The 26,483-nt window shown below is 71.3% G+C and carries 22 protein-coding genes; 9 read left to right on the forward strand and 13 right to left on the reverse strand.

The features are described from left to right. The first annotated feature begins 62 nt into the window (after positions 1 to 62). Together ACN4JJ_RS12405 and ACN4JJ_RS12410 are read left to right on the forward strand one after the other, a co-directional pair. Positions 63 to 767, forward strand: a complete 705-nt coding sequence (locus tag ACN4JJ_RS12405) for a potassium channel family protein (protein ID WP_440710194.1) — start codon at positions 63 to 65, stop codon at positions 765 to 767. Positions 768 to 918: 151 nt separating this feature from the next. Then, complete coding sequence (locus ACN4JJ_RS12410) at positions 919 to 1,863, forward strand: phosphodiesterase (RefSeq protein ID WP_440710195.1); 945 nt, start codon at positions 919 to 921, stop codon at positions 1,861 to 1,863. Here the strand turns inward: ACN4JJ_RS12410 and ACN4JJ_RS12415 are convergent. After that, positions 1,799 to 3,448 carry a stealth family protein gene (locus tag ACN4JJ_RS12415; protein ID WP_440710196.1) on the reverse strand — a complete coding sequence of 550 codons (1,650 nt, stop codon included), beginning with the start codon at positions 3,446 to 3,448 and terminating at the stop codon, positions 1,799 to 1,801. The genes ACN4JJ_RS12410 and ACN4JJ_RS12415 overlap by 65 nt on opposite strands. A 187-nt stretch (positions 3,449 to 3,635) precedes the next feature. On the opposite strand from ACN4JJ_RS12415, the gene ACN4JJ_RS12420 reads away from it, so the two are divergent. Beyond that, positions 3,636 to 4,418 carry a hypothetical protein gene (locus ACN4JJ_RS12420; RefSeq protein ID WP_440710197.1) on the forward strand — a complete coding sequence of 261 codons (783 nt, stop codon included), beginning with the start codon at positions 3,636 to 3,638 and terminating at the stop codon, positions 4,416 to 4,418. A 124-nt stretch (positions 4,419 to 4,542) separates the two neighbouring features. Then, complete coding sequence (gene radA / locus ACN4JJ_RS12425; RefSeq protein ID WP_440710198.1) at positions 4,543 to 5,865, forward strand: DNA repair protein RadA; 1,323 nt, start codon at positions 4,543 to 4,545, stop codon at positions 5,863 to 5,865. Positions 5,866 to 5,889: 24 nt separating this feature from the next. On the opposite strand, the gene ACN4JJ_RS12430 is transcribed toward radA, so the two are convergent. Beyond that, positions 5,890 to 7,464 carry a carboxylesterase/lipase family protein gene (locus ACN4JJ_RS12430; protein ID WP_440710199.1) on the reverse strand — a complete coding sequence of 525 codons (1,575 nt, stop codon included), beginning with the start codon at positions 7,462 to 7,464 and terminating at the stop codon, positions 5,890 to 5,892. A 119-nt stretch (positions 7,465 to 7,583) separates the two neighbouring features. Next, positions 7,584 to 8,690 carry a fatty acid desaturase family protein gene (locus ACN4JJ_RS12435; protein WP_440710304.1) on the reverse strand — a complete coding sequence of 369 codons (1,107 nt, stop codon included), beginning with the start codon at positions 8,688 to 8,690 and terminating at the stop codon, positions 7,584 to 7,586. Positions 8,691 to 8,864: 174 nt separating this feature from the next. Between ACN4JJ_RS12435 and ACN4JJ_RS12440 the strand changes: the two genes are divergently transcribed. Both ACN4JJ_RS12440 and ACN4JJ_RS12445 read left to right on the forward strand, forming a co-directional pair. Further along, positions 8,865 to 9,551: a GAF and ANTAR domain-containing protein gene (locus tag ACN4JJ_RS12440; protein ID WP_440710200.1), complete on the forward strand. Its 687-nt coding sequence runs from the start codon at positions 8,865 to 8,867 to the stop codon at positions 9,549 to 9,551. Between the two features lie 31 nt (positions 9,552 to 9,582). Next, complete coding sequence (locus ACN4JJ_RS12445) at positions 9,583 to 10,296, forward strand: ANTAR domain-containing protein (RefSeq protein ID WP_440710201.1); 714 nt, start codon at positions 9,583 to 9,585, stop codon at positions 10,294 to 10,296. On the opposite strand, the gene ACN4JJ_RS12450 is transcribed toward ACN4JJ_RS12445, so the two are convergent. The 6 genes from ACN4JJ_RS12450 to exaC form a co-directional block, all read right to left on the reverse strand. Continuing rightward, positions 10,285 to 10,608: a DUF7882 family protein gene (locus ACN4JJ_RS12450; protein WP_440710202.1), complete on the reverse strand. Its 324-nt coding sequence runs from the start codon at positions 10,606 to 10,608 to the stop codon at positions 10,285 to 10,287. The two genes, ACN4JJ_RS12445 and ACN4JJ_RS12450, sit on opposite strands and share 12 nt — an antisense overlap. A 103-nt stretch (positions 10,609 to 10,711) precedes the next feature. Then, positions 10,712 to 12,100: a sensor domain-containing phosphodiesterase gene (locus tag ACN4JJ_RS12455; protein ID WP_440710203.1), complete on the reverse strand. Its 1,389-nt coding sequence runs from the start codon at positions 12,098 to 12,100 to the stop codon at positions 10,712 to 10,714. A gap of 177 nt (positions 12,101 to 12,277) precedes the next feature. Next, positions 12,278 to 13,735 carry a cell wall-binding repeat-containing protein gene (locus ACN4JJ_RS12460; protein ID WP_440710204.1) on the reverse strand — a complete coding sequence of 486 codons (1,458 nt, stop codon included), beginning with the start codon at positions 13,733 to 13,735 and terminating at the stop codon, positions 12,278 to 12,280. Between the two features lie 147 nt (positions 13,736 to 13,882). Further along, positions 13,883 to 14,569: a hypothetical protein gene (locus tag ACN4JJ_RS12465; RefSeq protein WP_440710205.1), complete on the reverse strand. Its 687-nt coding sequence runs from the start codon at positions 14,567 to 14,569 to the stop codon at positions 13,883 to 13,885. A 98-nt stretch (positions 14,570 to 14,667) separates the two neighbouring features. After that, entirely contained in the window at positions 14,668 to 15,009 is a 342-nt protein-coding gene (locus ACN4JJ_RS12470) for a DUF779 domain-containing protein (RefSeq protein WP_440710305.1), read from the reverse strand. A 125-nt stretch (positions 15,010 to 15,134) separates the two neighbouring features. After that, positions 15,135 to 16,727, reverse strand: a complete 1,593-nt coding sequence (gene exaC / locus ACN4JJ_RS12475; RefSeq protein WP_440710206.1) for an acetaldehyde dehydrogenase ExaC — start codon at positions 16,725 to 16,727, stop codon at positions 15,135 to 15,137. Positions 16,728 to 16,833: 106 nt separating this feature from the next. Here exaC and ACN4JJ_RS12480 point away from each other — a divergent pair, with 106 nt between their 5' ends. After that, on the forward strand, positions 16,834 to 17,724 hold the full coding sequence (locus ACN4JJ_RS12480; protein ID WP_440710207.1) for a helix-turn-helix domain-containing protein: 891 nt from the start codon (positions 16,834 to 16,836) through the stop codon (positions 17,722 to 17,724). A 36-nt stretch (positions 17,725 to 17,760) separates the two neighbouring features. On the opposite strand, the gene ACN4JJ_RS12485 is transcribed toward ACN4JJ_RS12480, so the two are convergent. The 4 genes from ACN4JJ_RS12485 to mobA form a co-directional block, all read right to left on the reverse strand. After that, entirely contained in the window at positions 17,761 to 18,972 is a 1,212-nt protein-coding gene (locus ACN4JJ_RS12485; protein WP_440710208.1) for an MFS transporter, read from the reverse strand. A 142-nt stretch (positions 18,973 to 19,114) separates the two neighbouring features. Then, the gene (locus ACN4JJ_RS12490; RefSeq protein ID WP_440710209.1) at positions 19,115 to 20,458 is read right to left on the reverse strand and encodes a GAF domain-containing protein; all 1,344 of its coding nucleotides are present in this window, start codon (positions 20,456 to 20,458) and stop codon (positions 19,115 to 19,117) included. 132 nt (positions 20,459 to 20,590) lie between these two features. Then, positions 20,591 to 21,949, reverse strand: coding sequence for a molybdopterin-binding protein (locus tag ACN4JJ_RS12495; RefSeq protein ID WP_440710210.1), 1,359 nt, complete (start codon positions 21,947 to 21,949; stop codon positions 20,591 to 20,593). Between the two features lie 15 nt (positions 21,950 to 21,964). After that, positions 21,965 to 23,122 (reverse strand): molybdenum cofactor guanylyltransferase, encoded by a 1,158-nt coding sequence (mobA, locus tag ACN4JJ_RS12500; protein ID WP_440710211.1) that lies wholly within the window; start codon positions 23,120 to 23,122, stop codon positions 21,965 to 21,967. Positions 23,123 to 23,224: 102 nt separating this feature from the next. On the opposite strand from mobA, the gene fdhD reads away from it, so the two are divergent. Next, positions 23,225 to 24,112 carry a formate dehydrogenase accessory sulfurtransferase FdhD gene (gene fdhD, locus ACN4JJ_RS12505; protein ID WP_440710212.1) on the forward strand — a complete coding sequence of 296 codons (888 nt, stop codon included), beginning with the start codon at positions 23,225 to 23,227 and terminating at the stop codon, positions 24,110 to 24,112. Then, positions 24,109 to 26,406, forward strand: a complete 2,298-nt coding sequence (locus tag ACN4JJ_RS12510) for an FdhF/YdeP family oxidoreductase (RefSeq protein ID WP_440710213.1) — start codon at positions 24,109 to 24,111, stop codon at positions 26,404 to 26,406. The genes fdhD and ACN4JJ_RS12510 overlap by 4 nt, the downstream gene beginning before the upstream one ends. Positions 26,407 to 26,483: the final 77 nt, after the last annotated feature.

Genomic DNA, 26,483 nt, shown 5'->3' on the forward strand with positions numbered 1-26,483 from the left:
GCGAGCCGCGCCCGTCTCGCCAATCGAGGGTACGGGGGCGGATCCATGGGATCCTGACGGGCATGGACGAGCATCCGAGCGGGAGCGGGAGCGGGCACGAGATCGCGCACGGGCGCGAGCCCGAGCCCGACAGCCCGCGTCGGCACTGGGAGGCCGGCACCTCGATCCCGCTGGTGGCCCTCTCGCTCGTGTTCCTCGTCTGCTACTCGGTGCGGGTGATCGACACCGAGCTGCCGCGCGAGGCCGAGATCGCCCTCAACGTCGTCATCGCGGTCATCTGGGTGGCCTTCGCCGCCGACTACGTGATCCGGTTGACCCTGGCCGACCACAAGCTGGCGTTCGTGCGCGCCACGCCGCTCGACCTGCTCTCGGTCGCCGTCCCGGTCTTCCGCCCGTTCCTGCTGCTGACCCGACTCAAGGACATTCCGTACTTCCGCCGCCACAGCGGCTCGTCGGTGCGCTTCCGCCTGATCATCCACGCCGCCCTGTTCGTGGTGCTCTTCGTGTACTCCATCGCCCTCGCCGTGCTCGCCGCCGAACGGGGTGCACCCGGCGCCACCATCGACAGCTTCGGCAATTCCATCTGGTGGGCCTGCGTCACCATGACCACCGTCGGCTACGGCGACTACGTGCCCGTCACGGTGCTGGGTCGGGTGCTCGCCGTCGTCCTGATGTTCGGCGGGGTCGCCATCGTGGGCGTCGCCACCGCGACGATCGTGTCCTACCTGGGCGAACGGATCGGTCGACAGCGCCGCGGGCACGAGTAAGACGCGGGCACGATCGAAGAAATGGTGATCTTTGCCCCGACTCGCGGGGAAACGTTCGCATTCCGTTCAGATTCGCGTGCTTGGCTCGATCCAGCACCAACGGACGGGCGTCAACCCCTGAGGCCCGCACCTCACCCGAATGGAAGTCATCGTGACTAACCGAACGGCCGAGTACCCGAGGCCGAACCACTTCCTCCTGCACATCAGCGACACGCACCTGCTGGCCGGAGGGGGCAAGCTCTACGGATCCGTCGACAGCGAGACCCATCTGCGTCAGGTGTTCGACGACCTGGAGGCGTCCGGGGGCCGCCCCGAGGCCATCGTGTTCACGGGTGATCTGGCCGACAAGGGCGAACCGGATGCCTACGCGAGGCTGCGCGAGATCGTCGAGCCGGCCGCCGCGCGGCTCGGTGCCCAGGTGATCTGGGTGATGGGCAACCACGACGACCGGGCGAGCTTTCGCGAGGGACTGTTCGGCGAGGTGCCCACCGACCGATCCGTCGACCGCGTCTACGACGTCAACGGGCTGCGCGTGATCACGCTCGACTCGACCGTTCCCGGTCACCACCACGGCGAGATCTCGGGCGACCAGCTCGACTGGCTGGCCGAGGAGCTGGCCTTCCCGGCCCCGCACGGCACCATCCTGGCCCTGCACCACCCGCCCGTGCCGAGCGTGCTCGACCTGGCCGTGGCCGTGGAGCTGCGCGACCAGAAGGGCCTCGCCGAGGTGCTCGAGGGATCCGACGTGCGCTCCATCATCGCCGGGCACCTGCACTACTCCACCACCGCCACCTTCGCGGGCATCCCCGTGTCGGTGGCGAGCGCCACCTGCTACACGCAGGATCTGAACGTGGAGGTCGGCGGCACCAAGGGCCGGGCGGGCGCGCAGGCGTTCAACCTCATGCACGTGTACGAGCACACCGTGCTGCACTCGGTGGTGCCGGTGGGCAGCTACCCCGCCCTCGACCACATCACGGCCGAGGAGACGCGGCGCCGGCTGCTCGCCCAGGGCGTCGTGATCGCCGACGCCGTCAGCCCGCGGGTATCGCCCGAGCCGCCGATGACGATGCCGATCCTGCTTCCGACGGGAGTGTGAGCCCGGCCGGCTGCGAGGCCGGCTCGACCGCCTGCTTCTCCCACGGTGCCGGGAACGGGAAGTACCGCTCCAGGAACGAGATCACCGCGGTGGTGCGTTCCTCCACACCGATCTCGGGCTTGGAGCCGTCGTTCAGGCAGAACATGTCCATCGAGCGCTTCTTCAGCAGCGTGTCCATCTCTTTCAGAGCGGCACGCAGTGTGGTCTCGATGTACTTCACCTTCGCCTCGGTCTGCACCACCGCGCGCCCGGTCATCAGGGCGTAGTAGTGGTAGAACGAGTTCGTCACCGAGATGTCGGTGGCCGAGCGGAAGGGGCTCGCGGCCGTGCGCGCGAACTCGGGCGCGAACTCCTGCTCCATCTCGAACAGCACGCTCTTGCGCAGCGGCGCGGCGCAGTGCTCGAGGTGACGGGTCGTGATGCGGCCGAACCGGCGCTGCAGCAACTCGCGGTTCACCCGGGCGGCGTTCTCGAAGCCACTGCGGTGCAGGGCGTTCTGGCCGAGGCCGATGCGGGTGTCGGCCTCGACGAACTTGGTGATGCCACCGGGCGAGAAGAACAGGTCGGGCGTGACCGGCCGCCCGAAGAACATGTCGTCGTTGGAGTACAGGAAGTGCTCGGAGATGCCCGGGATGCGGTGCAGCTGCGCCTCGACGGCGTGCGAGTTGTGCGTGGGCAGGTCGCTCAGGTCTTTGAAGAACTGGTCGCTCGGCATGATGGTGACCCGCGGGTCGTCGGCCAGCCATTCCGGCTTGGGCGAATCCGTGGCGATGAAGATGCGGCGTACCCACGGAGCGAACATGTAGACGCTGCGCAGCGCGTACTTCAGCTCGTCGATCTGGCGGTAGCGGGCCTCGGAGTCGTCGCCCTCGCCCACCACGTAGGCGGCCATCCGCTTGGCGCGGGCACGCTGGAACTCGATCGCCGTGCCGTCGACCCAGGAGAAGACCATGTCGATCTCGAAGCCGACGTCGCTCGCGAGCTGGTCGAACATGCCCTCGAGGGTGTTCCACTCGCGGCCGTAGATCTCGACGGTGGTGCGGATCATCTCGTCGACCGGGATGCTCCGCCGCGTGAGCGAGTTCTCCACCGGGGCCTCGACCGTGTCGCCGACCCGGCGCCAGATCTCCAGCTGCACGGCCGACTCGGCGCCGTATCGCAGGCGCCCGATCGGCTCGATCCGCGGCCGGTAGAGGCGCAGCACGCGGGCTTTCGGATCGCGGGAGAGCTTGCCGTCGGCCACCAGGAGGGCCGGCGCACCAGGAGCCTTCGCGTAGAAGGGCTCCCCGGCCATGCTCGCCAGCAGCGCCTTCCTGGCGGCTTTGCGGTTGACCCACTCGATCGCGAGCACGGGGCGCTCGTCGTTGCCGCGCACCAGGAGGAAGGGCACGCCGGCCGCCTGCAGGGTGTCGGCGATGAACAGCAGATCGGCGATCATCGACTCGCGCGGAGTCGCGTGACCGTTGAGAAGGGTCAGCTGACCTTTTCGCAGAACGAGGTCGTGGCGATCGAGAGCGATCGGATGGGTGGTCGCGGCGCGCAGGACGGTTTCGAGGTGGGGGGCTCCAAATACGTCATCGGTCAAAGTCGCCTCCTCAGGTCGGTGGTTCGCGGTGCGGTGGATCTGTCTCCTGCCAGCGGCTCCAGTCGCCTCATTTTACGCCCTGATCGGCGACTGCCGGACCGGGACAGGTGAATACACGCGTGTTAGCCTTGCCTAAGTAGGGCGTGTCACAACATGCTCGCCCTCTGACCGAAGGGTTCATTCTCCGATGAGCTACATCCGTTCGAAGTCCTTCGAGGAGACCGGCTACGTCGTCCTCGACCGCTACGACCAGGCCGCCGATCCGAAGGAGTGGCTCGACCTGGAGTACGTGGACTGGAAGTCCTCCGGCGACACCCGGTTCGCGCCGCTGTCCAGCGCCTCGGGCGACATGGACTGCAACGGATTCTGGAACCACACTCCCCCTCGCACCGACAAGGACGGCGTCTGGGTGGAGGCCAACGTGTCGAAGGCGCCGATCCTCAAGGCCCGCGCCGAGGAGCCCGGAGCCAACATCGGCCGTTGCCGCGTGATCGAACTGCAGCCCAACAGCTACCCCGAAGCCCTCTACAACCTCCACCAGGACGACAACAACCGCCTGAACCCCGAGGGCACCGGATGGATCGTCCGCGGTTTCTACAACCTGTCCGACGACGCCGACTCCTACCTGATCCTGCGCGAAGACCGCTTCGACCCCGAGACCGAGGTGCGCATCGCGCTGCCGGCCGGGGCGCAGCTGGTCGTCGACACGCAGCGCTTCTGGCACGCCGTGTGGCACCGCGGCCCCGAGCCCCGGTACTGCCTCATCACCTCGTGGGAGTCCGGCCCCGAGCTCGACGCGTTCATCGCGTCGAAGAACGGCACGGCGCACGCGGCATCCGCTCCGCTGGACGCCGATTTCGTGGCGACGGCGCAGGCCGACGTGCGGCACCGGCTCGCCGAGCGCGCCGCGATCATCTCGGCCAAGGGCAAGGCCGCGGCGGGCCCCGACCCCCTCGACTACGAGGACTGAGCCCCGCCCGCAGGCATCCCGGATCCCTGCGCGGGCGGGGTGTGTAAAGCGGCGGATGCGGGCGGTTCTCCCCCGGCGGTGGCATCCGATCACGGATGTCGGAGGCTCGCTCTAGGGTTGTGGCATGGCCACCAGATCCACCACCGCGTACCGCTGCACCGAGTGCGGCTGGCAGACGGCCAAGTGGGTCGGCCGCTGCGGCGAGTGCCAGTCGTGGGGCACCGTGGTGTCGGGGGCCGAGAACGAGGGCATCTCCCGCGCGGTGCGGGCCACCGTGCTCGACCAGGCGCGGATCGCGCGGCCCATCACCGAGATCTCCTCCGACGTGGCGTCGCACTGGGCCACCGGCATCGGCGAGTTCGACCGGGTGCTCGGCGGCGGGCTGGTGCCCGGCGCCGCCATCCTGCTCTCGGGCGAACCGGGGGTCGGCAAGTCGACCCTGCTGCTCGAGGTGGCGGCGAAGGCGGCCGAAGAGCATCTGCGCGTGCTCTACGTCTCGGCCGAGGAGTCGGTGTCGCAGGTGAAGCTGCGCGCCGAACGCACGCACTCGCTCTCGCCCACGCTGATGCTGGCCGCCGAGACCGATCTGGCCACGGTCCTCGGGCAGATCGACGCGGTGCAGCCGCACCTGGTGATCGTCGACTCGGTGCAGACCGTGTCGTCGTCGTCGCTCGACTCGGCCGCGGGGTCGCCCACGCAGGTGCGCGAGGTGGCGTCCTCGCTCATCCGGGTGGCGAAGGAGCGCTCGCTCCCGGTGCTGCTGGTGGGTCACGTCACGAAAGACGGGTCGATCGCGGGCCCGCGCGTGCTCGAGCACCTGGTCGACGTGGTGTGCCAGTTCGAGGGCGACCGGCAGACTTCGCTGCGCTTCGTGCGCGCACTGAAGAACCGCTTCGGGCCGACGGATGAGGTGGGCTGCTTCGAGATGTCGGCCGACGGCATCCGCGAGGTCCCGGATCCGAGCGGCCTGTTCCTGTCGCGGGGGTCGGATGCCGTCTCGGGCACCTGCGTGACGGTCGCGCTGGAGGGCCGGCGGGCCCTGCCCGTGGAGGTGCAGGCGCTCGTCGTGTCGACCCCGTCACCCAACCCGCGCCGGGTCACGAACGGGGTCGACTCCTCGCGGGTGGCGATGATCCTGGCCGTTCTGGAACGCCGGGCGCGCATCAAGCTCAGCGAGCTCGACGTCTACGTGTCGACCGTGGGCGGGGTGAAGCTCACCGAGCCCGGCGCCGATCTGGCGATCGCGCTGGCCCTCGCCTCCGCCGCGAACGACAAGCCGCTCCCGCACGACCTCGCGGCCTTCGGCGAGATCAGCCTGGCGGGCGAGGTGCGGCCGGTCTCCTCCAGTCGCACGCGCACCGCCGAGGCCCGCCGCCTGGGCTTCACCCGCATCATCGACGACGAGGCGCAGCAGCTCACCCGCGCCCTCGGCCGCGCCTTCTCCTGAGGGAGGCACGCCGACGGCGCATGCTCACACGTGCGGAACGAAGGCCTGCCAGGCGAGGCGGCGCGACCCGCGCGGGTCGGCTTCGACGCGGTCGGCGGCGTCGATCACGAGGGTCAGCCTCTCCTGCTCGTCGTAGGCCGGCCAGTCGGGGCCGAGCCGGCCCTCGTGAGCGAAGCGCAGCCAGTGCGCCCGCATCCGCACCCCCGCGGAGCGGAACGCCCGCCGCCCGCCGAGCACCGTCATGGTGCGCCCGAACCACCCGTTCATCCGGTCGAACACGGCGAACAGGTCGAGCCCGTGGGTGGCGTCGAAGCCGGCCAGCCGCACCAGGCGCGGTGCCACGTCGAAGCGGTAGAAGTAGGTCGGCTGGTACCGCGAGTGCCGCTCGGCCACCTTCACGGTCGGGTACCAGAAGGCGTAGTCGCCGCCGAAGTCGGCCGCCGGGCGCTTGGCGGGCAGCCCCGGGTACTCGGCCTTGATCGCCTTGCGATTGCCCTTCTTGGTACGCCGGAAGATGGCGCGGATGCGCTTGGGCGTCGTGGCGAGGATGTCGAGCCGGCCGACGAACAGCGAGCCCTCGCGGTCGTTGGTGCCGATGATCAGGGGGATCGCCGCCGCGCGCCCCTCTTTGAACGCGTCCAGCGGCCGCTCGGGCAGGAAGTCGCCGTCGATCACGGGCGAGAGCGCGATGGTGCCCGGATGCGCATCCGGGGTCCGCAGCGTCAAGGTGACGGCGGCCTCCACCAGCTCGGTGGCGTCCGCCGACACGAGCACCTGCCCGGCCAGGTCGTCGGAGGTGGACTCCACGCCGTCCGCGTCGATGGCCTCGGTGAGCAGCTCGACGAACTCCTCGGCCCAGACCGCCGTCGTCTCAGGGAGGTAGATGGCGTTGGCGGGAGAGCTCTGCGCGATGGCCCGGGCGAACAGTCCGTGCGCGGAGGGCGTCGCCATCAGCGTGGTGACCGCGTTGCCGCCCGCCGACTCGCCGAACAGCGTCACGTTCGCGGGGTCGCCGCCGAACGCCGCGATGTTCTGCCGCACCCACTCGAGGGCGGCCACCTGGTCGCGGAGGCCGAGGTTCGACTCCAGGGGGCGCTCCGGCGTGGAGTACCGCGTGAAGTCGAGGTAGCCGAGCGCGCCGAGCCGGTAGTTGAAGCTCACGTAGACGATGCCGCCCTCGCGCACGAGCGCCTCGCCGTTCTGCGGATGCTCGGCCGACGACCCGACGCTGTAGGCGCCGCCGTGCACGAACACCATCACCGGCAGGCCCGTCCGCTCGTCGGCCGGGCGCAGCACGTTGATGCTGAGGCAGTCCTCCGACATCACCGCAGAACGACTCGCCCCGATGAAGTTGCCGCCGCGCGACTGCATCGCCACCGGCCCGAAGTCGCGCGCCTCCCGAACGCCGCTCCACGGCTCCGGCGCCCGAGGCGCCCGGAACCGCAGCGCCCCCACCGGCGCGGCCGCGAAGGGGATTCCGCGCCACCACCGCAGGTCCCGCCGCTGCGCCCCGCGCACCGTGCCCCCGGTCACCGCCACCACGAGCGGATCCGCACCGGAGCGGGCATCCGGAATCGAGGTCGATCGGGAGATGGTCACCCGCGCATGCTAACCCGCCGCGATGAAGAAAGGGCTTCCCGCCGGAGCGGGGGCGAACCGGCGGGAAGCCCGGGGATGCTCGTCGCGCCTCGTGGTGACGGCGCGCGAGCCGTTCAGGGTCAGCGTCCGAAGGAGGACGCCGCGGGGCAGTCGAAGGGGTCTCCGCCGGCGGTGAGGCCGACCGAGTTGAGGTAGCGCACGACGATGGCGTACGAGCTCCCGAGCGAGGTCTCGGTGTAGGCGATGCCGTGCGCGGCGCAGTACGCCTTCACGAGCACACGGGCGGGCAGCAAGTTCGGCCGCGGCATATTCGGGAACAGGTGGTGCTCGACCTGGTGGTTCAGCCCGCCCATGAAGACCTGCACGCCGAGACCACCGCTGATGCTGCGGCTGGTGAGAACCTGCCGGCGCAGGAAATCGACCTTGCTGTCGTGCGCGAGCATCGGCATGCCCTTGTGGTTGGGCGCGAACGAGGCGCCCATGTAGACACCGAACACCGCGAGCTGGACTCCGATGAACGCCGCGGCGAGGCCGGGCGGGAGCATCACGAAGATCACGGCCAGGTAGAGGCCCAGTCGCGGCACGAGCATCGCGATCTCGACCGGACGCTTGTCGACGCGATCGCGGCCGAACACCGTGCGCAGCCCGTGCAGGTGCAGGTTCAGGCCCTCGAGCGTCAGGATCGGGAAGAACAGGTATCCCTGCCGTCTGGTGAACCAGGCGTAGGCGCCCGTCGAGCGCGCCGCATCCGCCTCGGTGAACGAGACCACGTCGCGGGCGATGTCGGGGTCGCGGCCGAGCACGTTCGGATTGGCGTGATGACGGCTGTGCTTGGTCATCCACCAGGAGTAGCTGATGCCCACCACCAGGTTCGCCAGGGCCCGGCCCGCGACGTCGTTCGCCCGGCCGGAGGTGAAGATCTGCCGGTGCGAGGCCTCGTGGGCGAGGAACGCGTACTGGGTGAGGACGATGCCCAGCGCCGCCGCCACGATCAGCTGGTACCAGGAGTCGCCCAGAAGGACGAAGGCGGTCGCCGTGAGGGCCAGTGCGCCGGTGACGAGCAGGAAGGCCCCTAGGTAGAAACCGCGCCGGCGCTCCAGGAGCCCGGCGGCCCGGACATCGCGGAGCAGTGCCGAGTAGTCGGAGGTGATGCTGCCACGACCGCTGGACGGCCGCGTCTTGCGAACCGGCCTCGTCACAGGGGCGACAGGGGGTGGGAGAAGGATGCTCACGCGCAACTCGATCCGCTCGTCTACGACGGCGACCGGGGCTGGGGCTACCTGGTGGTGACGATACCCTCATCGACCGCGATTCGGGAAGGGACTTGACAAGGAATCGACCTGCTGAGCGGTTTTAGTCGCTAGTCTGGCGGAGCAGGTAGTCCTGGACCCAGGCCGCTCGTGGCCGGCGGCGATCGCCCCGGTGCAGGTCAGGAGGACACCATCCCGCCCGTTCGCCCGTCGCACACCCACCTCTGCGAGCCGTTCATCGAATCGCTGCTCATCGACCGCGCGGCACTGATGACGCTCGGAACCCCGTTCGACGTCGAGACGATCAGCACGAGCGACGACCGGGCGGCCGAGCTGAGCGAGCTCCAGCTCGATGCCGGAGAGGGCCCGTGCTGGGACGCGTACAGCACCGCGACGGCCGTGCTCGCCCCCGACCTCGCCTCGGTGCCGTCATCCACCTGGCCGGTGATCTCCTCCGCACTCTCCGCCTTGGACGTGCGGGCCGTGTACTCGCTGCCGCTGGCCATCGGCACCCTGAAGATCGGCGCCGTCGACCTCTACGCCGACACGCCGGACACCCTCAGCGCCGACGACCTCGCCCGAGCCTGGAAGCTCGCCGCCAGCGCCTCCGCCGACGTGCTGAGCCAGGCTCTGGAACGCCGCGGTGACGACGCGAGCGAGGACGGGCCGTATTCCCGCCGGGAGGTGCACCAGGCAACCGGAATGGTGATCGCCCAGATGCGGGTCAGCGCCGAAGACGCGCTCCTGCTCATCCGCGCCCACGCGTTCGCCTCCGGACGGACGGTGCGCGAGACCGCCGCCGACATCACCACCCGCCGGATCACCCTCGCCCCGTGACTCCACCCGACTCAGAAGGTAGGTTGAGCAAATGACGGCCCCCACCCGCGAAGCACTCCTCGCCGAGACATTCGTCGACCTCGCCGACACCCTGGTCGCCGGCTACGACGTCGTCGACCTCCTGCACACCCTGGTCGAACGCACCGTCCACATCCTCGATGCCGCCGATGCCGGCATCCTGCTCCCCAACGACGACGGGGTGCTGGAGGTCGTGGCCTCCAGCAGCGAACGCAGCCACCTGATCGGACTGCTGCAGCTCGACGCGCAGGAAGGGCCGTGTGTCGACGCCTACCACAGCGGCCAGGTCGCGGCGGTCGACGACATCGCCGCCACTTACGCGAACTGGCCCACCTTCGCCACCGACGCCGCCTCCCTCGGCTACCAGTCGATGTACGCCATCCCGATGCGGCTGCGCGACGAGACCATCGGCTCGCTCAATCTCTTCAGCGACCGGCGCGGACCCTGGGATGCCAGCGACACCGCCACCGCCAAGGCCTTGGCCGACGTCGCGACCATCGGCATCCTTCAGGAACGGGCCCTGCGCGAGGCCGACATCGCCCGGGAACAGCTCCAGCACGCGCTGAACAGCCGCATCCTGATCGAACAGGCCAAGGGCGTGCTGGCGCACACCGAGCGCGTCGACATGGACGAGGCCTTCCGCCGGCTGCGCACGCGCGCCCGGAACAGCGGGCAGAGGCTCTCCACCATCGCCCAGGAGGTCATCGACGCCGCCTCAGGATCCTGATTCCGGATCCGGGTCCGGCTCGGGCTCCGGCGCGATCAGCAGCCCGTTCGACGTGCCCGCACGAGCGACCATGTCGTTGAGCCATCGGGTGTTCAGGGTCGGCGGGCGCGTGCCGCCGTACTGGTACATCAGCGGGATGCCCTGGCCGATCCACAGCGCTCGCGGACCCCGTCCGTCATTGCTGCAGAAGCCGAGGGTGAACCCCTCACCTCGGCGGAGTTTCGACGAGATCACCACCTGGAGATGCGCCAGAAGGCGATCCTCGAACTCGATCTCGACACCGTTCGAACCGTACGTCAAAAGCCCCATCATCGTCCCGATCCACTGAGGGCGAGGTCTTGGCCCGATCACCCCGACTATACGCGGTGGCCGCCGTGCTCGATACCGATCGCCGGATGAGTCTCGCGCGCTCCGGTCATCGCTCCTCCCCCCGGAGGACGAGGTGCTTGGCGGCTTCCACGGCCAGACTCCGGTCGTGGCTCAGCGCGAATTCGTACGCGCCCTCCTCGTGGCGGGACGGGTCGGTCTCCCGCGCGACCAGCACCGCGGCGAAATCCGCCGTGAGAACGATGATGTCCCACTCGTCGAGCAACGGGTCGTTCTGAGGGATGCGGGCGACATGCACCTCGCTCGCATCGAACATCGGGGTGGGGCCGTCGACGTGCACCATCACGAGGGCGCAGTGCTCCGCGAGATCGAGGTACCGCCGTGTGGCACCGGGGGTCACGTTCGACGCATGCTGGAACGTCGACAGGACCACCGCGGAGTCGCCGCTGGCCCGAGCACGTGCCTCCAGGAAGATGCTCATCTGCACCAGCAGAGCCCGGTCGGACGACTTCGTCGGGACGTGGGCGGCGAGGACCTCGAACGGCGTCTTGGCCCCGGCCGGCGCTTCGACCGGCTTCGGGCGGACGGACAGTCCGGGCAGCGCATGGCCGTCGTCGACGTCGGCGACGGCTCTGCTGAAGTACCAGCCCTGTCCGTGCGTGGCGCCCAGGGCCCGGGCCGTGATGAGCTGGCGGCGGTTCTCGATCCCCTCGGCGACGATCACGACCCCGGATGTCGCCGCGTGCGTGTTGAGCGCGGACATCACTCGGGCGATCTCCGCATCCGGCCTGTCCTGGATCAGCCTCATGTCGAGCTTCACGACATCGGGATCGATCAGCGGTACCAGTGCGAGGGATGCCGGATCGGCGCCCAGGTCGTCGATCGCGATCGCATGACCCGCATCGCGCGCGTGCCCGACCATCGTCAGGAGCGCCGCGGGCGAGGACAGCAGCGCGCGTTCGGTGAGCTCGACGACCACCGGACTCACCGGAGGCACCTGCAGGAGGAGACCGGCCTGGAACGACTCCGGCTCCACATTGATCAGAACACAGTGGGGCCGCACGAGATCGAGCGTCTCGGCGGATCGCAACGCCGTCGTCCAGCAGGCCCGATCCACCTCCGCGATCCGTCCGTCGCGGCGGGCCTGGTCCAGCAGCCGTTGCGGCGAGTCGTCCTGTGTTCCTCGCACGCGGGTGAGCGCCTCGTAGGCCACTCGCGAGCCCGTCTCGAGGTCGATCACCGGCTGGAAGACGGTGGACAGGTGATGAGCGGTCTCACCGGCCGGCGCCGCCGCCGCCCGAGCCCGGCGGCGCCGCTCCGACTGGATCAGTGGAGCGAGCCATTCGAAGCGGATGGAATCCACCCCGTCCGGATCCAGATCCGGCATCGCCCAGAGGTGGTCGACCAGGCCGGCGAGATCACGCAGTCTCTGGTCGGAGAGTCTCTCGAGGTGCAGGTCTTCGACCTGAACCGCCACTGCAAGCCTTGTCAGCTGTTCCACACCGCACCCGGTTTTCCTCATCGCGAAGCAGGAAGCACGCCGATCCGGGTCTGGGAATCGATCTGATCTGCTACGGACCCTAACACTCCGGCCGCGCAGGCGGCAGCGGGAGCACGTGACTCCCAGGGGCGTCAGCGTGCCAGGGGAAGGGGGTCAGGGCGCCCCGGGCAGGCTCTCGCACGGGATGAGGTCGTTGTTGCCGTCGAGCTTCGCCACGTCGCCGTAGTACGGGTAGTAGTAGTCGAACCACGCCTTCGCCTCGGCCCAGGTGGCGAAGTCCTTGCAGTTCTTCGTGTCCCCCGGGTTGCCGGGCACCGTCGGCGGGGCAGGCGGCGTGGGCGGCGTCGGCGGCGCGGGCGGGGCCGGGGGAGGTGGCGGCGGGCAGACCGTGAGGTCGTAGACCCCGTCGCCCACGGAGGCCGGACCCCCGAGCAGTGTGCGGGCGGCCGAGGCGAAGCGGTTGTTCACCGTCCAGGCGGTGACGTCGGTGACGCAGCCGCCCGCCACCACGAGCAGCGGTGAGTTCAGCCGGCCGGCCAGCGCGCCGCCGGAGAGCGCGTCGGCGAAGGTGCGGCCGGTGGCGAAGAAGATCCGGTCGGCGCTCGGGAAGGCGTAGAGGTTCACGTTCGCCGAGGCCTCGTAGCGATCGGCGCCGCCGATGCGGTCGACGGACGGGACCAGGCTGCGCACGCTCGACTCCACCGAGGAGTTCACCGAGGCGGTGCCGCCTACGATCACCACCTTGCTCGGCGCGAGGCGGCGGATCTCGCTCGCCGTCACGCCGCCGAGACCCGACGACCAGCCGTTCACCAGCAGGACGGCGCCGCCCGAGGTGACGGCGGCCGGGCTCGCCGACAGGGCGTCGGGGAAGTTGTTGCCCGTGGCGAGGTAGAGCACCGGCAGGCCCGCCGGGAAGGCGAAGCGCACGAGATTGATCGAGACCTCGTAGCGATCGGCCCCCGAGATGCGCGTGACCTCCGTGCCGAGGGCGGCGAGGGCGGTGGCGACCTGGGGCTGCACCGACGACGGGCCGCCGACGATGATCACCCTCTCCGGCGCCAGCTCGCGGATGCGATCGGCCACGGACGGCAGCAGGCGGTCGCTCGGTGTGAGCAGGAGCGGCGCATTGAGCGTCGCCGCGACGGCCGAGGCGGAGAGCGCATCGGGGTAGTCGGTGCCCTTGGCGATGAAGACCGTGTCGGTCTCGCCCGTGCTCCACGCCCGGGAGACGGTGATGGCCACCTCGTACCGGTCGGCGCCGGAGAGCCGCTGGTTTCCGGGGGCGACACCGACCTGGAGTTCATTCGCGGAGGCACCGTCGGTGGACTCACCGTCGATGACGGCGGGTGTCGGGCCTGCAGCCGGGGGCTCGGGCTCCGCGTCGGGATCCTCCGCGAGCGGTGGAACGGGCGTCGGAGCCTCGGTCGCCACGGGTGTCGGAGCCGACGACGTCGGGGGATCCGTCGGCGCCGTCACCGGAGCCGACGATGACGGGACGTCCGTCGACACCGGCGTCGGAGCCTCGGCTGCCGCATGGGCGGGGATGGCGCTCAGAACGAGCAGGGAGGTGAGGAGGGCGGCCGCTGCGGTGCCACCTAGGCGTCGGATCATCGGGTCTTCCGGGTAGGGGCGGGTCACCCGGAGAGGGACGGGTCACCCGACACTATTGCACGCCCGTAGAACGCCCCCAGCCCCTCTTCGGGGGTGCGCCGGCGGCGCCGAGCGCGGTTCCGCCACCCGGCGACCCGCCCGAGACGGTCAGTTCAGGATGAACTGCTGGGTGTCGGCGGCCGGGATGCCCGCGACCTGCACGGTGAGGTGGTACGAGGCGCCGGCAGCGGGAACCTGGGGGCGGTCGGCCGCCCCGCAGGTGGCGGTGCTCGAGCGGGTGCGGTCCCAGGCGAAGGGCGTCGAGTTCACGGCGACGCCCGGCTCGAGCAGGGCCTCGGTGTCGGAGGCGCCGGTCTGGCAGTCGGTCGAGACCCAGTAGGTCTCGTCGCCGCTGGTGATCGTGTAGAGCTGCTGCGAGGTGCCCGCGTTGATGGTGCAGGGCTCCGAACCGGTGTTCTCGATCGTGAACGAGATCTGCGGGTTCACCCCGGCGGCGTAGGTGGTGGCATCCGTCACCGGGGTCACCGAGATGTTGCCGGCGGCGCAGGCGGCCGCGGGAGCGTTCGGATCGGTGGTGGCCGCGTCGACCGAGCCGGGCGTGGCCGCGGGATCGGCTGAGCCCGCCGCATCCGCTGCTCCCGGATCGCCGCTCGAGGTGGGAGCGACGTCCGCGACGGGCGACTCGCCCTGCGCACCGGAGCCCGGCCGCACGATGATCAGCACGACCACCACGATCACGGCCACGAGCGCGAACAGCACGACCGCGCGGCGCCGCCAGTACACCTGCTTGGGCAGCTTTCCCGGTGCTTGCCCGGGTTGTCCGATGCTCGACATGAGCCCACATTAACCAGCGGATGCGCCCGAGCCCCGGCGCGACACCGGGATTCGCGGCTCCCGACCCTGCGAATCCGCCCAACCCGCCCCGTCACACCTCACGAGCCGGCGAGGCCGAACGCCTCGAGCTCGGCGTCGTCGAGCATGCGGGAACGGATCAGGAAGCGCTTGCCCTCGGGGGCCTCGATCGAGAAGCCGCTCCCCCGGCCGTCGACGAGGTCGATGGTGAGGTGGGTGTACTTCCAGTACTCGAACTGCGACCGCGACATGTACACCTCGACGGGGTAGGTGCCCTCGACGTGCAGGGTGCCGATCAGGATGTCCGAGCCGCCGGTGCGGAACATCCCGACCGGGTAGCACATCGGCGAGGAGCCGTCGCAGCATCCGCCCGACTGGTGGAACATCAGCTGCCCGTTGATCGAGGCGAGGTGCCGCAGCATCTCGGCGGCCTCCTCGGTCACGTCGACGCGGGAGAACGCCGGGGCGACGACGGTGTCGGCCCCGGCCCCAGTGCCGGGAGCCGCCCCAACGGCTCCCGGCACGGTCCCCGACGTGGGATCCGTCATCAGAAGAATCCCATCGGCCCGTCGGCATAGGAGACGAGAAGGTTCTTCGTCTGCTGGTAGTGGTCGAGCATCATGCGGTGGTTCTCCCGCCCGATGCCGGACTGCTTGTACCCGCCGAAGGCCGCGTGCGCCGGGTACTGGTGGTAGGTGTTCGACCAGACGCGACCGGCCTGGATGGCACGGCCCGCACGGTAGAGCTGCGATCCGCTGCGCGACCAGACGCCGGCGCCGAGACCGTACAGGGTGTCGTTGGCGATGGCGATGCCCTCGTCGTAATCGCTGAAGCTGGTGAGGGCGAGCACCGGCCCGAAGATCTCCTCCTGGAAGATGCGCATGTCGTTGGTGCCCTCGAACACGGTCGGCTGCACGTAGAAGCCTCCGCTCAGCTCGCCGCCGAGATCGGCTCGCTCGCCGCCGGTGAGCAGCTTGGCGCCGCCCTGCTTGCCGATGTCCATGTAACTGAGGATCTTCTCCAGCTGGTCGTTGCTCGCCTGCGCCCCGATCATCGTGCTGGTGTCGAGCGGGTTGCCCTGCTTCACCTTGGCGACGCGGTCGAGGCCGTCCGCCACGAAGCCGTCGTAGATCGAGCGCTGCACGAGCGCGCGGCTCGGGCAGGTGCACACCTCGCCCTGGTTGAGCGCGAAGAAGGTGAAGCCCTCGAGCGCCTTGTCGTAGAAGGAATCCTTCTCGTCGGCCACGTCGGCGAAGAACACGTTCGGGCTCTTGCCGCCGAGTTCGAGGGTGACGGGGATGAGGTTCTCGCTCGCGTACTGCATGATCAGGCGGCCGGTGGTGGTCTCGCCCGTGAACGCGATCTTGCGGATGTTGTTGTGGCTCGCGAGCGGTGCGCCGGCCTCGATGCCGAAGCCGTTCACGATGTTGAGCACACCCGCCGGCAGCAGGTCTTCGATCAGGCCCAGCAGCACATGGATGCTGGCCGGCGTCTGCTCGGCCGGCTTCAGCACCACGCAGTTGCCCGCGGCGAGCGCCGGCGCGAGCTTCCAGACGGCCATCAGGATGGGGAAGTTCCAAGGGATGATCTGGCCCACGACGCCCAGCGGCTCGTGGAAGTGGTACGCGATCGTGTCGTGGTCGATCTCGCTGATGCCACCCTCCTGCGCCCGGATACAGCCCGCGAAGTAGCGGAAGTGGTCGATGGCGAGCGGGATGTCGGCGGCGAGCGTCTCGCGCACCGGCTTGCCGTTCTCCCACGTCTCGGCCACGGCCAGCAGTTCGAGGTTCTGCTCCATGCGGTCGGCGATCTTGTTCAGGATGACGGCGCGCTCGGCGACGCTCGTCTTGCCCCAGGCCTCGAAGGCCTTCCAGCCGGCCTCCACGGCGCGGTCGACGTCGGTGGCGTTGCCGCGGGCGATCTCGGTGAAGTTCTGGCCCGTGATGGGGGTGGGGTTCTGGAAGTACTGGCCGCTGGCCGGCGGAACGTACTCGCCGCCGATGTAGTTGTCGTAGCGCGGCTTGAAGGCGACGACGGCACCCGCGGTGCCGGGGTTCGCGTAGACGGTGGAGCCGGGCGCTGCCGGTGCGGCGGCCTCGGCGGTGTCGGTCCCGGCCTCGGGACGATCGATGATGGTCATGATGCTCCTTGTCGACGACGGTGTCGGATGCCCGGAAGGTTACGCCGCGGCAGGTTGCATCGGGTTGCGCGGGAATGCCCGGGACCGGCCGGGCCTTGATCCGTTCATGACCGTCGTCAGAACCGAACCGGATGCCGTGGGGGCGCTGCTGGCCCGGCTGCGGTTCCGGGCCGATTCGCCGGCGCTGGAACGGCTCGCGCCGGGCGAGCGCCGGCGGCGGAGCGAGGGTGCGGTGCTGCACCACGTCGTCTCCGGATCGGCCAGCGTCTCGGGCACCGGGGCCTGCGCGATCGTGCGCGCCGGAGACGTGTTCCTGCTCCCGCTCGGCGGTCCGCACTCGCTGACCGCGATCGAGGAGGCGGAGCTGCTGACCATCGCGCTCCGGGTCGACGGCGCCGCCCCGGCCGCCGTGCTCGAGGGCGGACTGCCCGAGCTGATGATGAGTTGCGCCCTCGCCGAGCGCTCCGCCGTGGTGGCGGGCCTGATCGGCGGCATCCGCGAGGAGCTGGCGGCGGGCCGGGACGAGTCCGCGTCGCTCGCGGACGGCCTCGCCACCCTGGTGGTGACGGCCACGCTGCGCGGCTGGGCGGAGAGCGGATGCGACCGAGACTCCGGAGCATCCGGCTGGCAGCTCGCCCTGCGCGATCCGCACATCGCCCGCGCCCTGGAGGCGATCCAGAACGAGCCGGGCACCAAGTGGAGCGTCGCCGCCCTGGCCCGGGTGGCGAACTCCTCGCGCTCGGTGTTCGCCGAGCAGTTCCGGCTCGCCGTCGGCGTGCCGCCGCTGGCGTACCTCGCGCGGGTGCGGATGGAACGGGCGAAGCAGCTGCTCACCGAGGGCGGCTTCAGCGTGGGCCAGGCGGCGAACGCCCTCGGCTACTGCTCCGACGAGGCCTTCAGCCGCGCCTTCCGCCGTGTCTCCGGCGAGACCCCCACCGCCTGGCGCCGCTCCGCCGTCGCCGACCCGTCAGTTCGTCCCGCTTTCGAGCTGCCATAACGGGACTGACTGACGGGTCGGCGGGTGGATCGTGGGCTAGGCGCGGGTGCGGAGGGAGGTGAGCAGGACGCCGCCGGCGAGGGCCGCCAGGCCGCCCGCGAGGAGGGCCGTGCGCACGCCGACGCCGTCGACGAGGAGGCCGCCGGTCACGGCGCCGAGCGCGATCGCCACTTGGAAGGCGGCCGCCTGCAGGCCGCCGACGCTCTCCAGCCGGGAGGGCTCGGCGCGGGCCATCCAGGTCGTCAGCGTGGTCGGCACAGCGCCGAAGCCGAGGCCCCAGAGCGCCACGGCCACGACGACGAGCGCCTGGCTGCCACCCGAGAACGAGAACAGCAGCAGGGCGGCGCCGAGCAGTGCCGGCATCACCAGCACGGCCAGTCGCATCCGCTTGTCGACCAGGGGGCCGGCCACCAGGTTGCCGGCGAAGGCCGCCAGACCGTAGACCAGCAGCAGCGCCGGGAGGGCCGCGTCGTCGAAGCCGCCCACCTCGGTGGCGGCGGGGCGGATGTAGGTGAAGGCGGCGAAGTGACCGCCGGCCACCAGCGCCGTGGCGAGCAGGCCGAGCAGGATCAGGCGGGAACGCAGGGTGGCGAAGAGCGCCCGGAAGCCCGCACCGCCGGTGGGCCGCACCGAGGGCAGCACGATCAGTTGCACCACGAGCGCCACCACGCCGACACCGGCCGCGAGCAGGAACACCGTGCGCCAGCCCCACACCTCGCCCAGCCACGTGCCGAGCGGGATGGCGGCCACGGTGGCCAGCGACACCCCGATGTTCACGATCGTCATACCCCGGCCGAGGCGGGCGGGCGACACCAGCCGAGCGGTCATGGAGATGGCGAGCGCCCAGAACCCGCCGAGCGCGATGCCGAGCAGCACCCGGGCCGCCAGCAGCACGGGGTAGTTCGGGGCGAAGGCCACGAGCAGGTCGGAGAGCACGGCGAGGGCGCCGAGGCCGAGCGTCAGGTGGCGCCGGTCCATCCTCGGGAGCAGCACGGGGAGGGTGAGCCCGGCGAGCGCCGCCACGATCGCGGTGACGCTCACCGACTGGCCGGCCACCCCCTCGCTCACGCCGAGGTCCCCCGCGATGCGGGTGAGCAGGCTCGCCGGGAGGAACTCCGCCATCACGAGCGAGAACACGCCGAGCCCGAGCGCGACGACACCGGCCCAGGAGTCTCTGGGCGCGGGATCGGACGGGGCAGTGGTGCTGCTGCTGCTCGCGAGCGAGAGCGACGCGGTGTCGGTGGTCATGAGGGATGCAACGCGGCGGCGGCCGGATCCTTCCGACCGATCGTCGGCGACACCGTGCAGATCGTCCGGGCGGACCGCGCTGCCGCACACGCCGCCCGCCCGCGGGTCAGCCCCGTGACCGGGGTCGAACGGGGTCGAGGTCTTACCGCGACCCCTCGAGCGCCTCGAGGTGCGCCACCACGCCGGCTCGTTTCGGCGAGCGCGCGGGCAGCAGCCGGAGGGCCGCGGTCCACACCTCGGCGTCGTCGAGGCCGTCTTCGGTGGCGGCGTAGTCGAGCAGCACGTCGACGGCCGCATCGGTGAGGATCGCCTCGCGCAGCCGCATCCGCACCCGGTCGCGGATGGCGACGACCCCGGGGGCGTCGGATCCGGGCAGCAGCGGCCCGCGCACCGCAGCCAGCGCCACCCGGTGCGCCCCCTTGTCGAGCAGCGAGACCACGTGGTGGGCGTCGAGCTCGATCGGCACGCTCAGCCGGTACGGCCGCGACTCGATGTCCACGCCGGTGCCGGCGGCGGTCAGGATGCGCCGCAACCGCACCAGCTCGGGGCGGAGCGTCACCACTCCCGACTCGTCGCCGTAGACCTCGGCGGCCAGGCGCTGCGCCGAGACGCCCTCCGGATGCCACGCCAGCACGGTCACGATCTCGGAGTGCCGCGAACTCAGCTCGACCGGCCCGTTCGCCCCGGTCAGCTCGCCCGTGTCGCGACCGAGCACGTGCATCGAGATCGGCCCCGCATCCGGCCGGCGCCCCGCCCGCACGGCGGAACCTCTCCGGGCTCCGGCGGGGCCCGCGGCGCCCGCCCCGCCGAACCCCACCACGCTGAGCGGTGAGCGCCCGCGGGTCGACGTCGAGCCGCCCTCGCCGCCCCGATCGCTCAGGGCCCGCAGCCGCAGCACCATCAGCTCGGCCTCGGCGGCCGCGGCGGTCGCCTCGATCAGCGGGAGCGTGTGCGGATCCACCGCCCGGGCATCCCCCGTGATGTCGATCACGCCCAGGATGCGCCGGGTCTCGGGGTCGTGCACCGGCACCGCGGTGCAGCTCCAGCCGTGCACCAGCCGGTTGAAGTGCTCGGAGTCGTGGATCTGGATGCCGTGGTCGAGTTCCAGCGCCGTGCCGGGGGCCGAGGTGCCCACCCGGCTCTCCGACCAGCCCGCGCCCTCCACGAAGCGCATGTCCTCGGCCGCCCGCTTCGAGGCGGAGTCGCCTTCGACCCAGAGCAGCCGGCCCATCTCGTCGCCGACGGCCACGAGCAGGCCCGAGCCCTCGGCATCCCGCACCAGCAGCTTGCGGATGACCGGCAGCACGAGGGAGAGCGGATGCGCGCGCCGGTACTCCGCCAGCACGTCCCCCGCCACCTCGAGGTCGGGCAGCAGGTGCTCGGGGTCGAGCGCCCGGCTCTTCGCGCGCTCCCAGGAGTCGTGCACGACGGTGCGGGGGCGTGAGCGCTGCCGGGCATCCGGATGGGCGAGCCAAGGACTGCTCATGCTCTGCCGCCCATCTGCGCCGATAGTGGGAGTGTGCTGCGGAGTGCGCCGGGAGGATCCGGCCGAGGTCGCAGCAGACCTCACGCCTCCAGTATCACGCGCCGACCGCCGTCCGAGAAGAACTTCCCGGGATCACCACGGGATCGGCAGCGTCGGCACGCGCTCGCCCGCCGCCGCGCCCGCCCCCTCGCACACCAGCACGCCGTCGGCGTCGGCGAGCCCGCGCAGCATGCCCGATCCGTGCCAGTCGGTGGGCACGGCGAGCCCGTCGTGCAGCCGGTAGGGGCGCAGCACGGTGGGGCTGCGAGCGGCTTCGACGGCAGCGCCCAGCACGACCTCGCCGAGCGCGGGGAGCGGGAGTCCCTGGAACGCGGCGAGCACCGGATGCGCGAGCGTCAGCAGGCTGAGCAGGGCCGCGAGCGGGTTGCCCGGCAGCCCGACCACGAGGAGACCTCCCGGGAGCCGTGCCAGCAGGGCGGGGCCGCCGGGGCGGGCGGCGAGGCCGTCGACCAGGAACTCGGCGCCGAGGGCGCGCAGGGCGGCGCGCACGTGGTCGGAGCCGGATCCGCCGGTGCCTCCCGTGGTGAGCAGCAGAGAGGGAGCGGCCCCAGCGGGCGGTGCGGAGTCTGACGGCGCCGGGTTCGCCGTCGCCCGCGCCGTGATCGCGGCGATTGCGGTGATCGTCGCGTCGAGGTCGTCGCCGATCCGGTCGAGGCCGGTGACGGTACCGCCCAGGCTCGCGATCACTCCGGGCAGGGAGGGCCCGAAGCTGTCGCGCACCCGTCCGGGACCGGGGATCCCCTGCGGCACGACCTCCGCGCCGGTGAGCAGCACGGCGACGGCGGGTCGGGCCGCGACCGCCAGGTGGTCGTGACCTCCCGCCGCCGCGAGGGCCAGATGCACCGGGTTCAGCGGGCGCCCGGCGCCGATCAGTCGTTCACCCTTCCGCGCCTCCCGGCCCGCGAGCCGGATGTGCTGGCCGGGATGCGGTTCGCCGGCCGCCCCGGGACGCGGCTCGAGCATCCGGAGGCCGTCGACGGACCGCACGACGCCGTGTTCGCTTCGCAGCACGCCCCGGATGCCGCCCGGCACCAGACCGCCGGTGACGATGGGGCGGGCCTCGCCCCCGCGCAGGGTCACCGGGTTCGAGTCGTCGTCGAGCACCCGCCAGGGCGGATCGCCGGCCACGGCCCAGCCGTCCATGGCGGAGGAGTCGTAGTGCGGCACCTCGAGGAGCGCGTGCAGGTCGCCGGCGAGCACGCGGCCCGCCGCCGCCTCGAGGGGAACGCGGATCGGCTCGAGCGACACTGCCGCGGCCCGGGCGATCCGCCGTGCCTCGTGCCACGGAACCGGTGCCGCTGCGGGCAGCTCCCCGGACGCCGTCGTCGCCGAAGCCGGCCCGGATGCCGACGCGGCTTCGGGTTCGGATGCGGACCCAGGTCGGGGTGCGGCCGCGGGATCCGGTCCCGTCGCGCGGTCAGCGCCGCTCATGTGGAGCTCCCGATCTCACGCGGGACCGTCTGCGGTGGGCGGCAGCTCCACTGTCGTGGTGGGCGGCACGTCGTCGGCGGCCGCTCGCTCGGCGGCGGCGGTGTGCGCCAGCCGGGTCGCGGTGTCGATCGCCCGAGCGAGTTCGTCGCCCGCCGCCGTGCCCCCCGCCGCCGCGAGCCCGGCGGCGTAGCCCACCACGTAGGTCGTGAGCGGCGCCGCCGGCCGCCGCACCGAGTGCGCCGCCACCCCGGCCAGCGCGAGGAGCGCCTCCACATCCACCACGAACCCCTCCAGCCGCAGTTCGGCCGCCAGGCGCGCACTCCAGGCGGCGAGTTCGCGCAGCTGCTCGTCTTCAGAACTCATGGGGCTCCTTCTTTCCTGTCCGCGCGCTTTCCCGTCCGCGCGCTTTCCTGTCCGCGCGCTTTCCTGTCCGCGCGCTGTGCCGTCCGCTCGGGGCGGTCGTGCGCCGAGGCGCTCGGCGTCGTCCCAGGTGTCGACGTCGTCGGCGGCGCCGGCGGGGATCGCCACCTCGCGCAGCTCCAGCGGTTCGATCAAGGTTCGCACGGCGAGTCCGTCGAGGCGAGAGCCCATCCGGTGCACGGCGGCGGACAGCGCGCCCGCGTCGTACAGCGCGAGCAGATGCTGCCGGCGCCCGGATGCGTCGACCGCGGTCACTCCGTCGGCGCCCCCGCCCCACCCCGCGGGCAGGGAGGCCTCCGCCTCCCTCGCCGCGCGCAGCAGCGCGGAGACGGCCTCCCCGCATCCGGGCATGTCGCAGGCCAGCACGAGGATGCGGCGCCTGGTACCGGAGGACGGCGCGCCCAGAGCCGTCACCCCCGCCGCGATCGCGGCCGCCGGGCCGCCGAACGCCGGTTCCTCGCGAACCACCTCGACACGCCCGCCAGGATCCGCACCCGGATCCACCCCGGTTCCCCCACCCGCGCCGGTTCCGGCCCGCGCAGCCCCACCGCCACCCACCTCGACGGCCGCACCCGCGAACTCCGCGGCGAGGCCCGGCTCCCCCACCACCACGATCCGCTGCGCTCCGGCCGCTCGGGCCACGTCGACCGCTCGGCGCAGCAGGCTGAGCCCGTCCACGACCAGGTGCTGCTTGGGCTCCCCGCCGAGCCGCGAGGAGCGGCCTCCGGCCAGAACGATCGCATCCAGCAGCACGCGCCCAGCCTAGGCTCTCCGCCGTCGCGGCGCCCCGGCCGGAGCGCTGAGCATCCGCTCGGCAGGTTTGCCCCGGCCTCCCGCGGATGCTATTCCTGACACATGGGACGAATCACCGCTCGACGCCGCGTGACCCGCATCACGGTGGGCTCGCCGCGGGAGTTCCGCGAGGACCTGCTCGCCGTCGAAGAGCCCCTCGAGATCCGGGTGGGCGGCCGGTCGCTGGCCATCACGATGCGCACGCCCGGTCACGACACCGACCTCGCGGCCGGCTTCCTCGTGTCGGAGGGCGTCATCCGGCACGGCGACGACTTCGCGGCGGCCCGCTACTGCGCCGGCGCCACCGACGAAGGCCTCAACACCTACAACGTGCTCGACGTGACGCTCGCGCCCGGTGTTCCGGCCCCGGACCCGAGCCTCGAGCGCAACTTCTACACCACGAGCTCGTGCGGGCTCTGCGGCAAGGCCAGCATCGACGCCGTGCGCACGCTCTCGCACTACGAGGTGCGCGGCGACGCCTTCGAGATCGACCCGGCCCTGCTGGTGACCTTCCCCGACCTGCTGCGCGCACAGCAGGCGGTGTTCGAGAAGACCGGCGGCCTGCACGCGGCCGCACTCTTCGACGCCCTCACCGGCGAGCTGCTCGTGCTGCGCGAAGACGTGGGCCGGCACAACGCGGTCGACAAGGTCGTCGGCTGGGCCGTCAAGGAGAACCGGCTCCCGCTGCGCTCCACCGTGCTGATGGTGTCGGGGCGGGCGAGCTTCGAACTCGCCCAGAAGGCCTCGATGGCCGGCATCCCGATGCTCGCCGCCGTCTCCGCCCCCTCCTCGCTCGCGGCCGAACTCGCCGCCGAACTCGGGATGACGCTCGTCGGCTTCCTGCGCGGCGACTCGATGGTGGTCTACAGCAGCCCGCAGCGGATCGGCGCCGCACGCGCGGCCGCCGTCGCGACATCCGTCGACACCGACCCCACCGGAGCCCCCGCATGAGCGCCAAGCCACCCGTCGACGACGTCACCGACGCCGACATCGAGGTCTCCCCTCCGAAGCACTACGCCGTGGGCCTGCCCGGCGTGCTGCACTCGATGGAGCCGGCGCTCCGCCAACTGGGCGGGCGGCGCACCCTCGAGCTGCTGACCTCGATCAACCAGCGCGGCGGCTTCGACTGCATGAGCTGCGCCTGGCCCGATCCGGATCACCGCAAGAAGCTCGAGTTCTGCGAGAACGGCGCCAAGGCCGTGATCTGGGAGGCCACCCCGGTCATCGTGCCGAGCAGCTTCTGGGCCGAGCACTCGGTGCACGACCTGGCCGGCAAGTCGGAGTACTGGCTCGGCATGCAGGGGCGGCTCACCGAGCCCGTCCACAAGCCCGCCGGCGAAGACCACTACCGCCCGGTGAGCTGGGACGAGGCCTTCCGCCTCGTAGGCGAGAACCTGCGGGCGCTGGAGAGCCCCGACCAGGCCGCCTTCTACACCAGCGGCCGCGCCTCGAACGAGGCCGCCTTCGCGTACCAGTTGTTCGTGCGCTCCTTCGGCACCAACAACCTGCCCGACTGCTCGAACATGTGCCACGAGTCCACCGGCACCGCGCTCAGCGAGGTGATCGGCATCGGCAAGTCCACCATCGCGTACGACGACTTCGAGAAGGCCGAACTCATCATCGTGATGGGCCAGAACCCGGGAACGAACCATCCGCGGATGCTCACCGCGCTCGAAGACGCCAAGAAGGCCGGCGCCACCATCGTCTCGGTCAACCCGCTGCCCGAGGCCGCGCTCGAGCGCTACAAGAACCCGCAGACCGTGCGCGGGGTGCTGGGGCACGGCACGGCGATGTCCGACCAGTTCCTGCAGATCCGGCTCGGCGGTGACATGGCCCTGCTGCAGGCGCTGTCGCAGCGCGTGCTCGCCGCCGAGGCGGCGGCGCCCGGCACGGTGCTCGACCATGCCTTCCTCGCCGAGCACTGCCTGGGGCTGCCGGAGCTCACCGAGCACCTCTCCCGACTCGAGGAGGCCGAGGTGCTGGAGGCGACCGGCCTCACGAGCGCCGAGATCGACGAGCTGGCCGAGCGGTACATCCGCTCGAACGCCACCATCATCACCTGGGCGATGGGGGTCACCCAGCACAAGAAGGCCGTCGCGGGCATCAAGGAGATCATCAACCTCCTGCTGCTGCGCGGCAACATCGGCAAGCCCGGTGCCGGAGCGTCACCCGTGCGCGGGCACAGCAACGTGCAGGGCGACCGCACCATGGGCATCTGGGAGCAGATGCCGCCCGCCTTCCTCGACGCGCTCGAGCGCGAGTTCGGGCGGCCGATGCCGCGCGAGATGGGGGTGGATGCGGTGCACGGCATCCGGGCCATGCAGCGGGGCGAGATCAAGACCTGGGTGTCGCTCGGCGGCAACTTCGTGGGAGCCATCTCCGACACGGCGGCGGCCGAGGCCGCGATGCGCGGCACGGGGATGACCGTGCAGATCTCCACCAAGCTCAACCGCTCGCACGCCGTCACCGGCGCCGAGGCGATCATCCTGCCCACCCTCGGGCGCACCGAGATCGACCTGCAGGCCTCGGGCCCGCAGATCGTGTCGGTGGAGGACTCGGTGTGCGCGGTGCACGCCTCGCACGGGCGCATCCCGCCGGTGGCGCCGAACCTGCTCTCGGAGGTGGCGATCGTGACGCGGTTGGCCCGCGCGACGCTGGGTGAGGCATCCGGGATCGACTGGGCCGGCTTCGAGGCCGACTACGACGTCATCCGGGAGCACATCGGGCGCGTGGTGCCGGGCTGCGCGGGCTACAACGAGAAGATCCGCCGCGAGCAGGGCTTCGTGCTGCCGAACGGTCCGCGCGACTCGCGCACCTTCACGAACGCCGTGGGCAAGGCGCTGCTGACCGTGAACGAGCTGGAGCCGGTGGTGTGCCCGCCGGGGCGCCTGCTGCTGCAGACCCTGCGCTCGCACGACCAGTTCAACACGACGATCTACAGCCTGAACGACCGCTACCGGGGCATCAAGAAAGGGCGGAACGTGGTGTTCGTGCATCCGGCCGACCTGGAGGCGCTGGGACTCGCCGACGGGCAGGCGGTCGACGTGTTCAGCGAGTGGGCGGGGCAGCCCGACCGGGAGCTGCGCGGTTTCCGGGCGGTCGCCTATCCGACGGCCCGCGGATGCGCGGCCGCGTACTTCCCCGAGGCGAACGTGCTCATCGCGCTCGACTCGACCGCCGAAGGCAGCAACACGCCGGTGTCGAAGGCGGTCGTGGTGCGGCTGGAGCCGGCCGCCGCGGGCTGAGGATGCGGGGCGCTCGCGCGCGCCCCTCGGTGCCCGTTCCTCGCTGCTCGGCCCGCGCCCCTCGGCCCTCGGCTCCC

The sequence above is a fragment of the Herbiconiux dendrobii genome (assembly GCF_052048175.1).
Taxonomy (GTDB): Bacteria; Actinomycetota; Actinomycetes; order Actinomycetales; family Microbacteriaceae; genus Herbiconiux.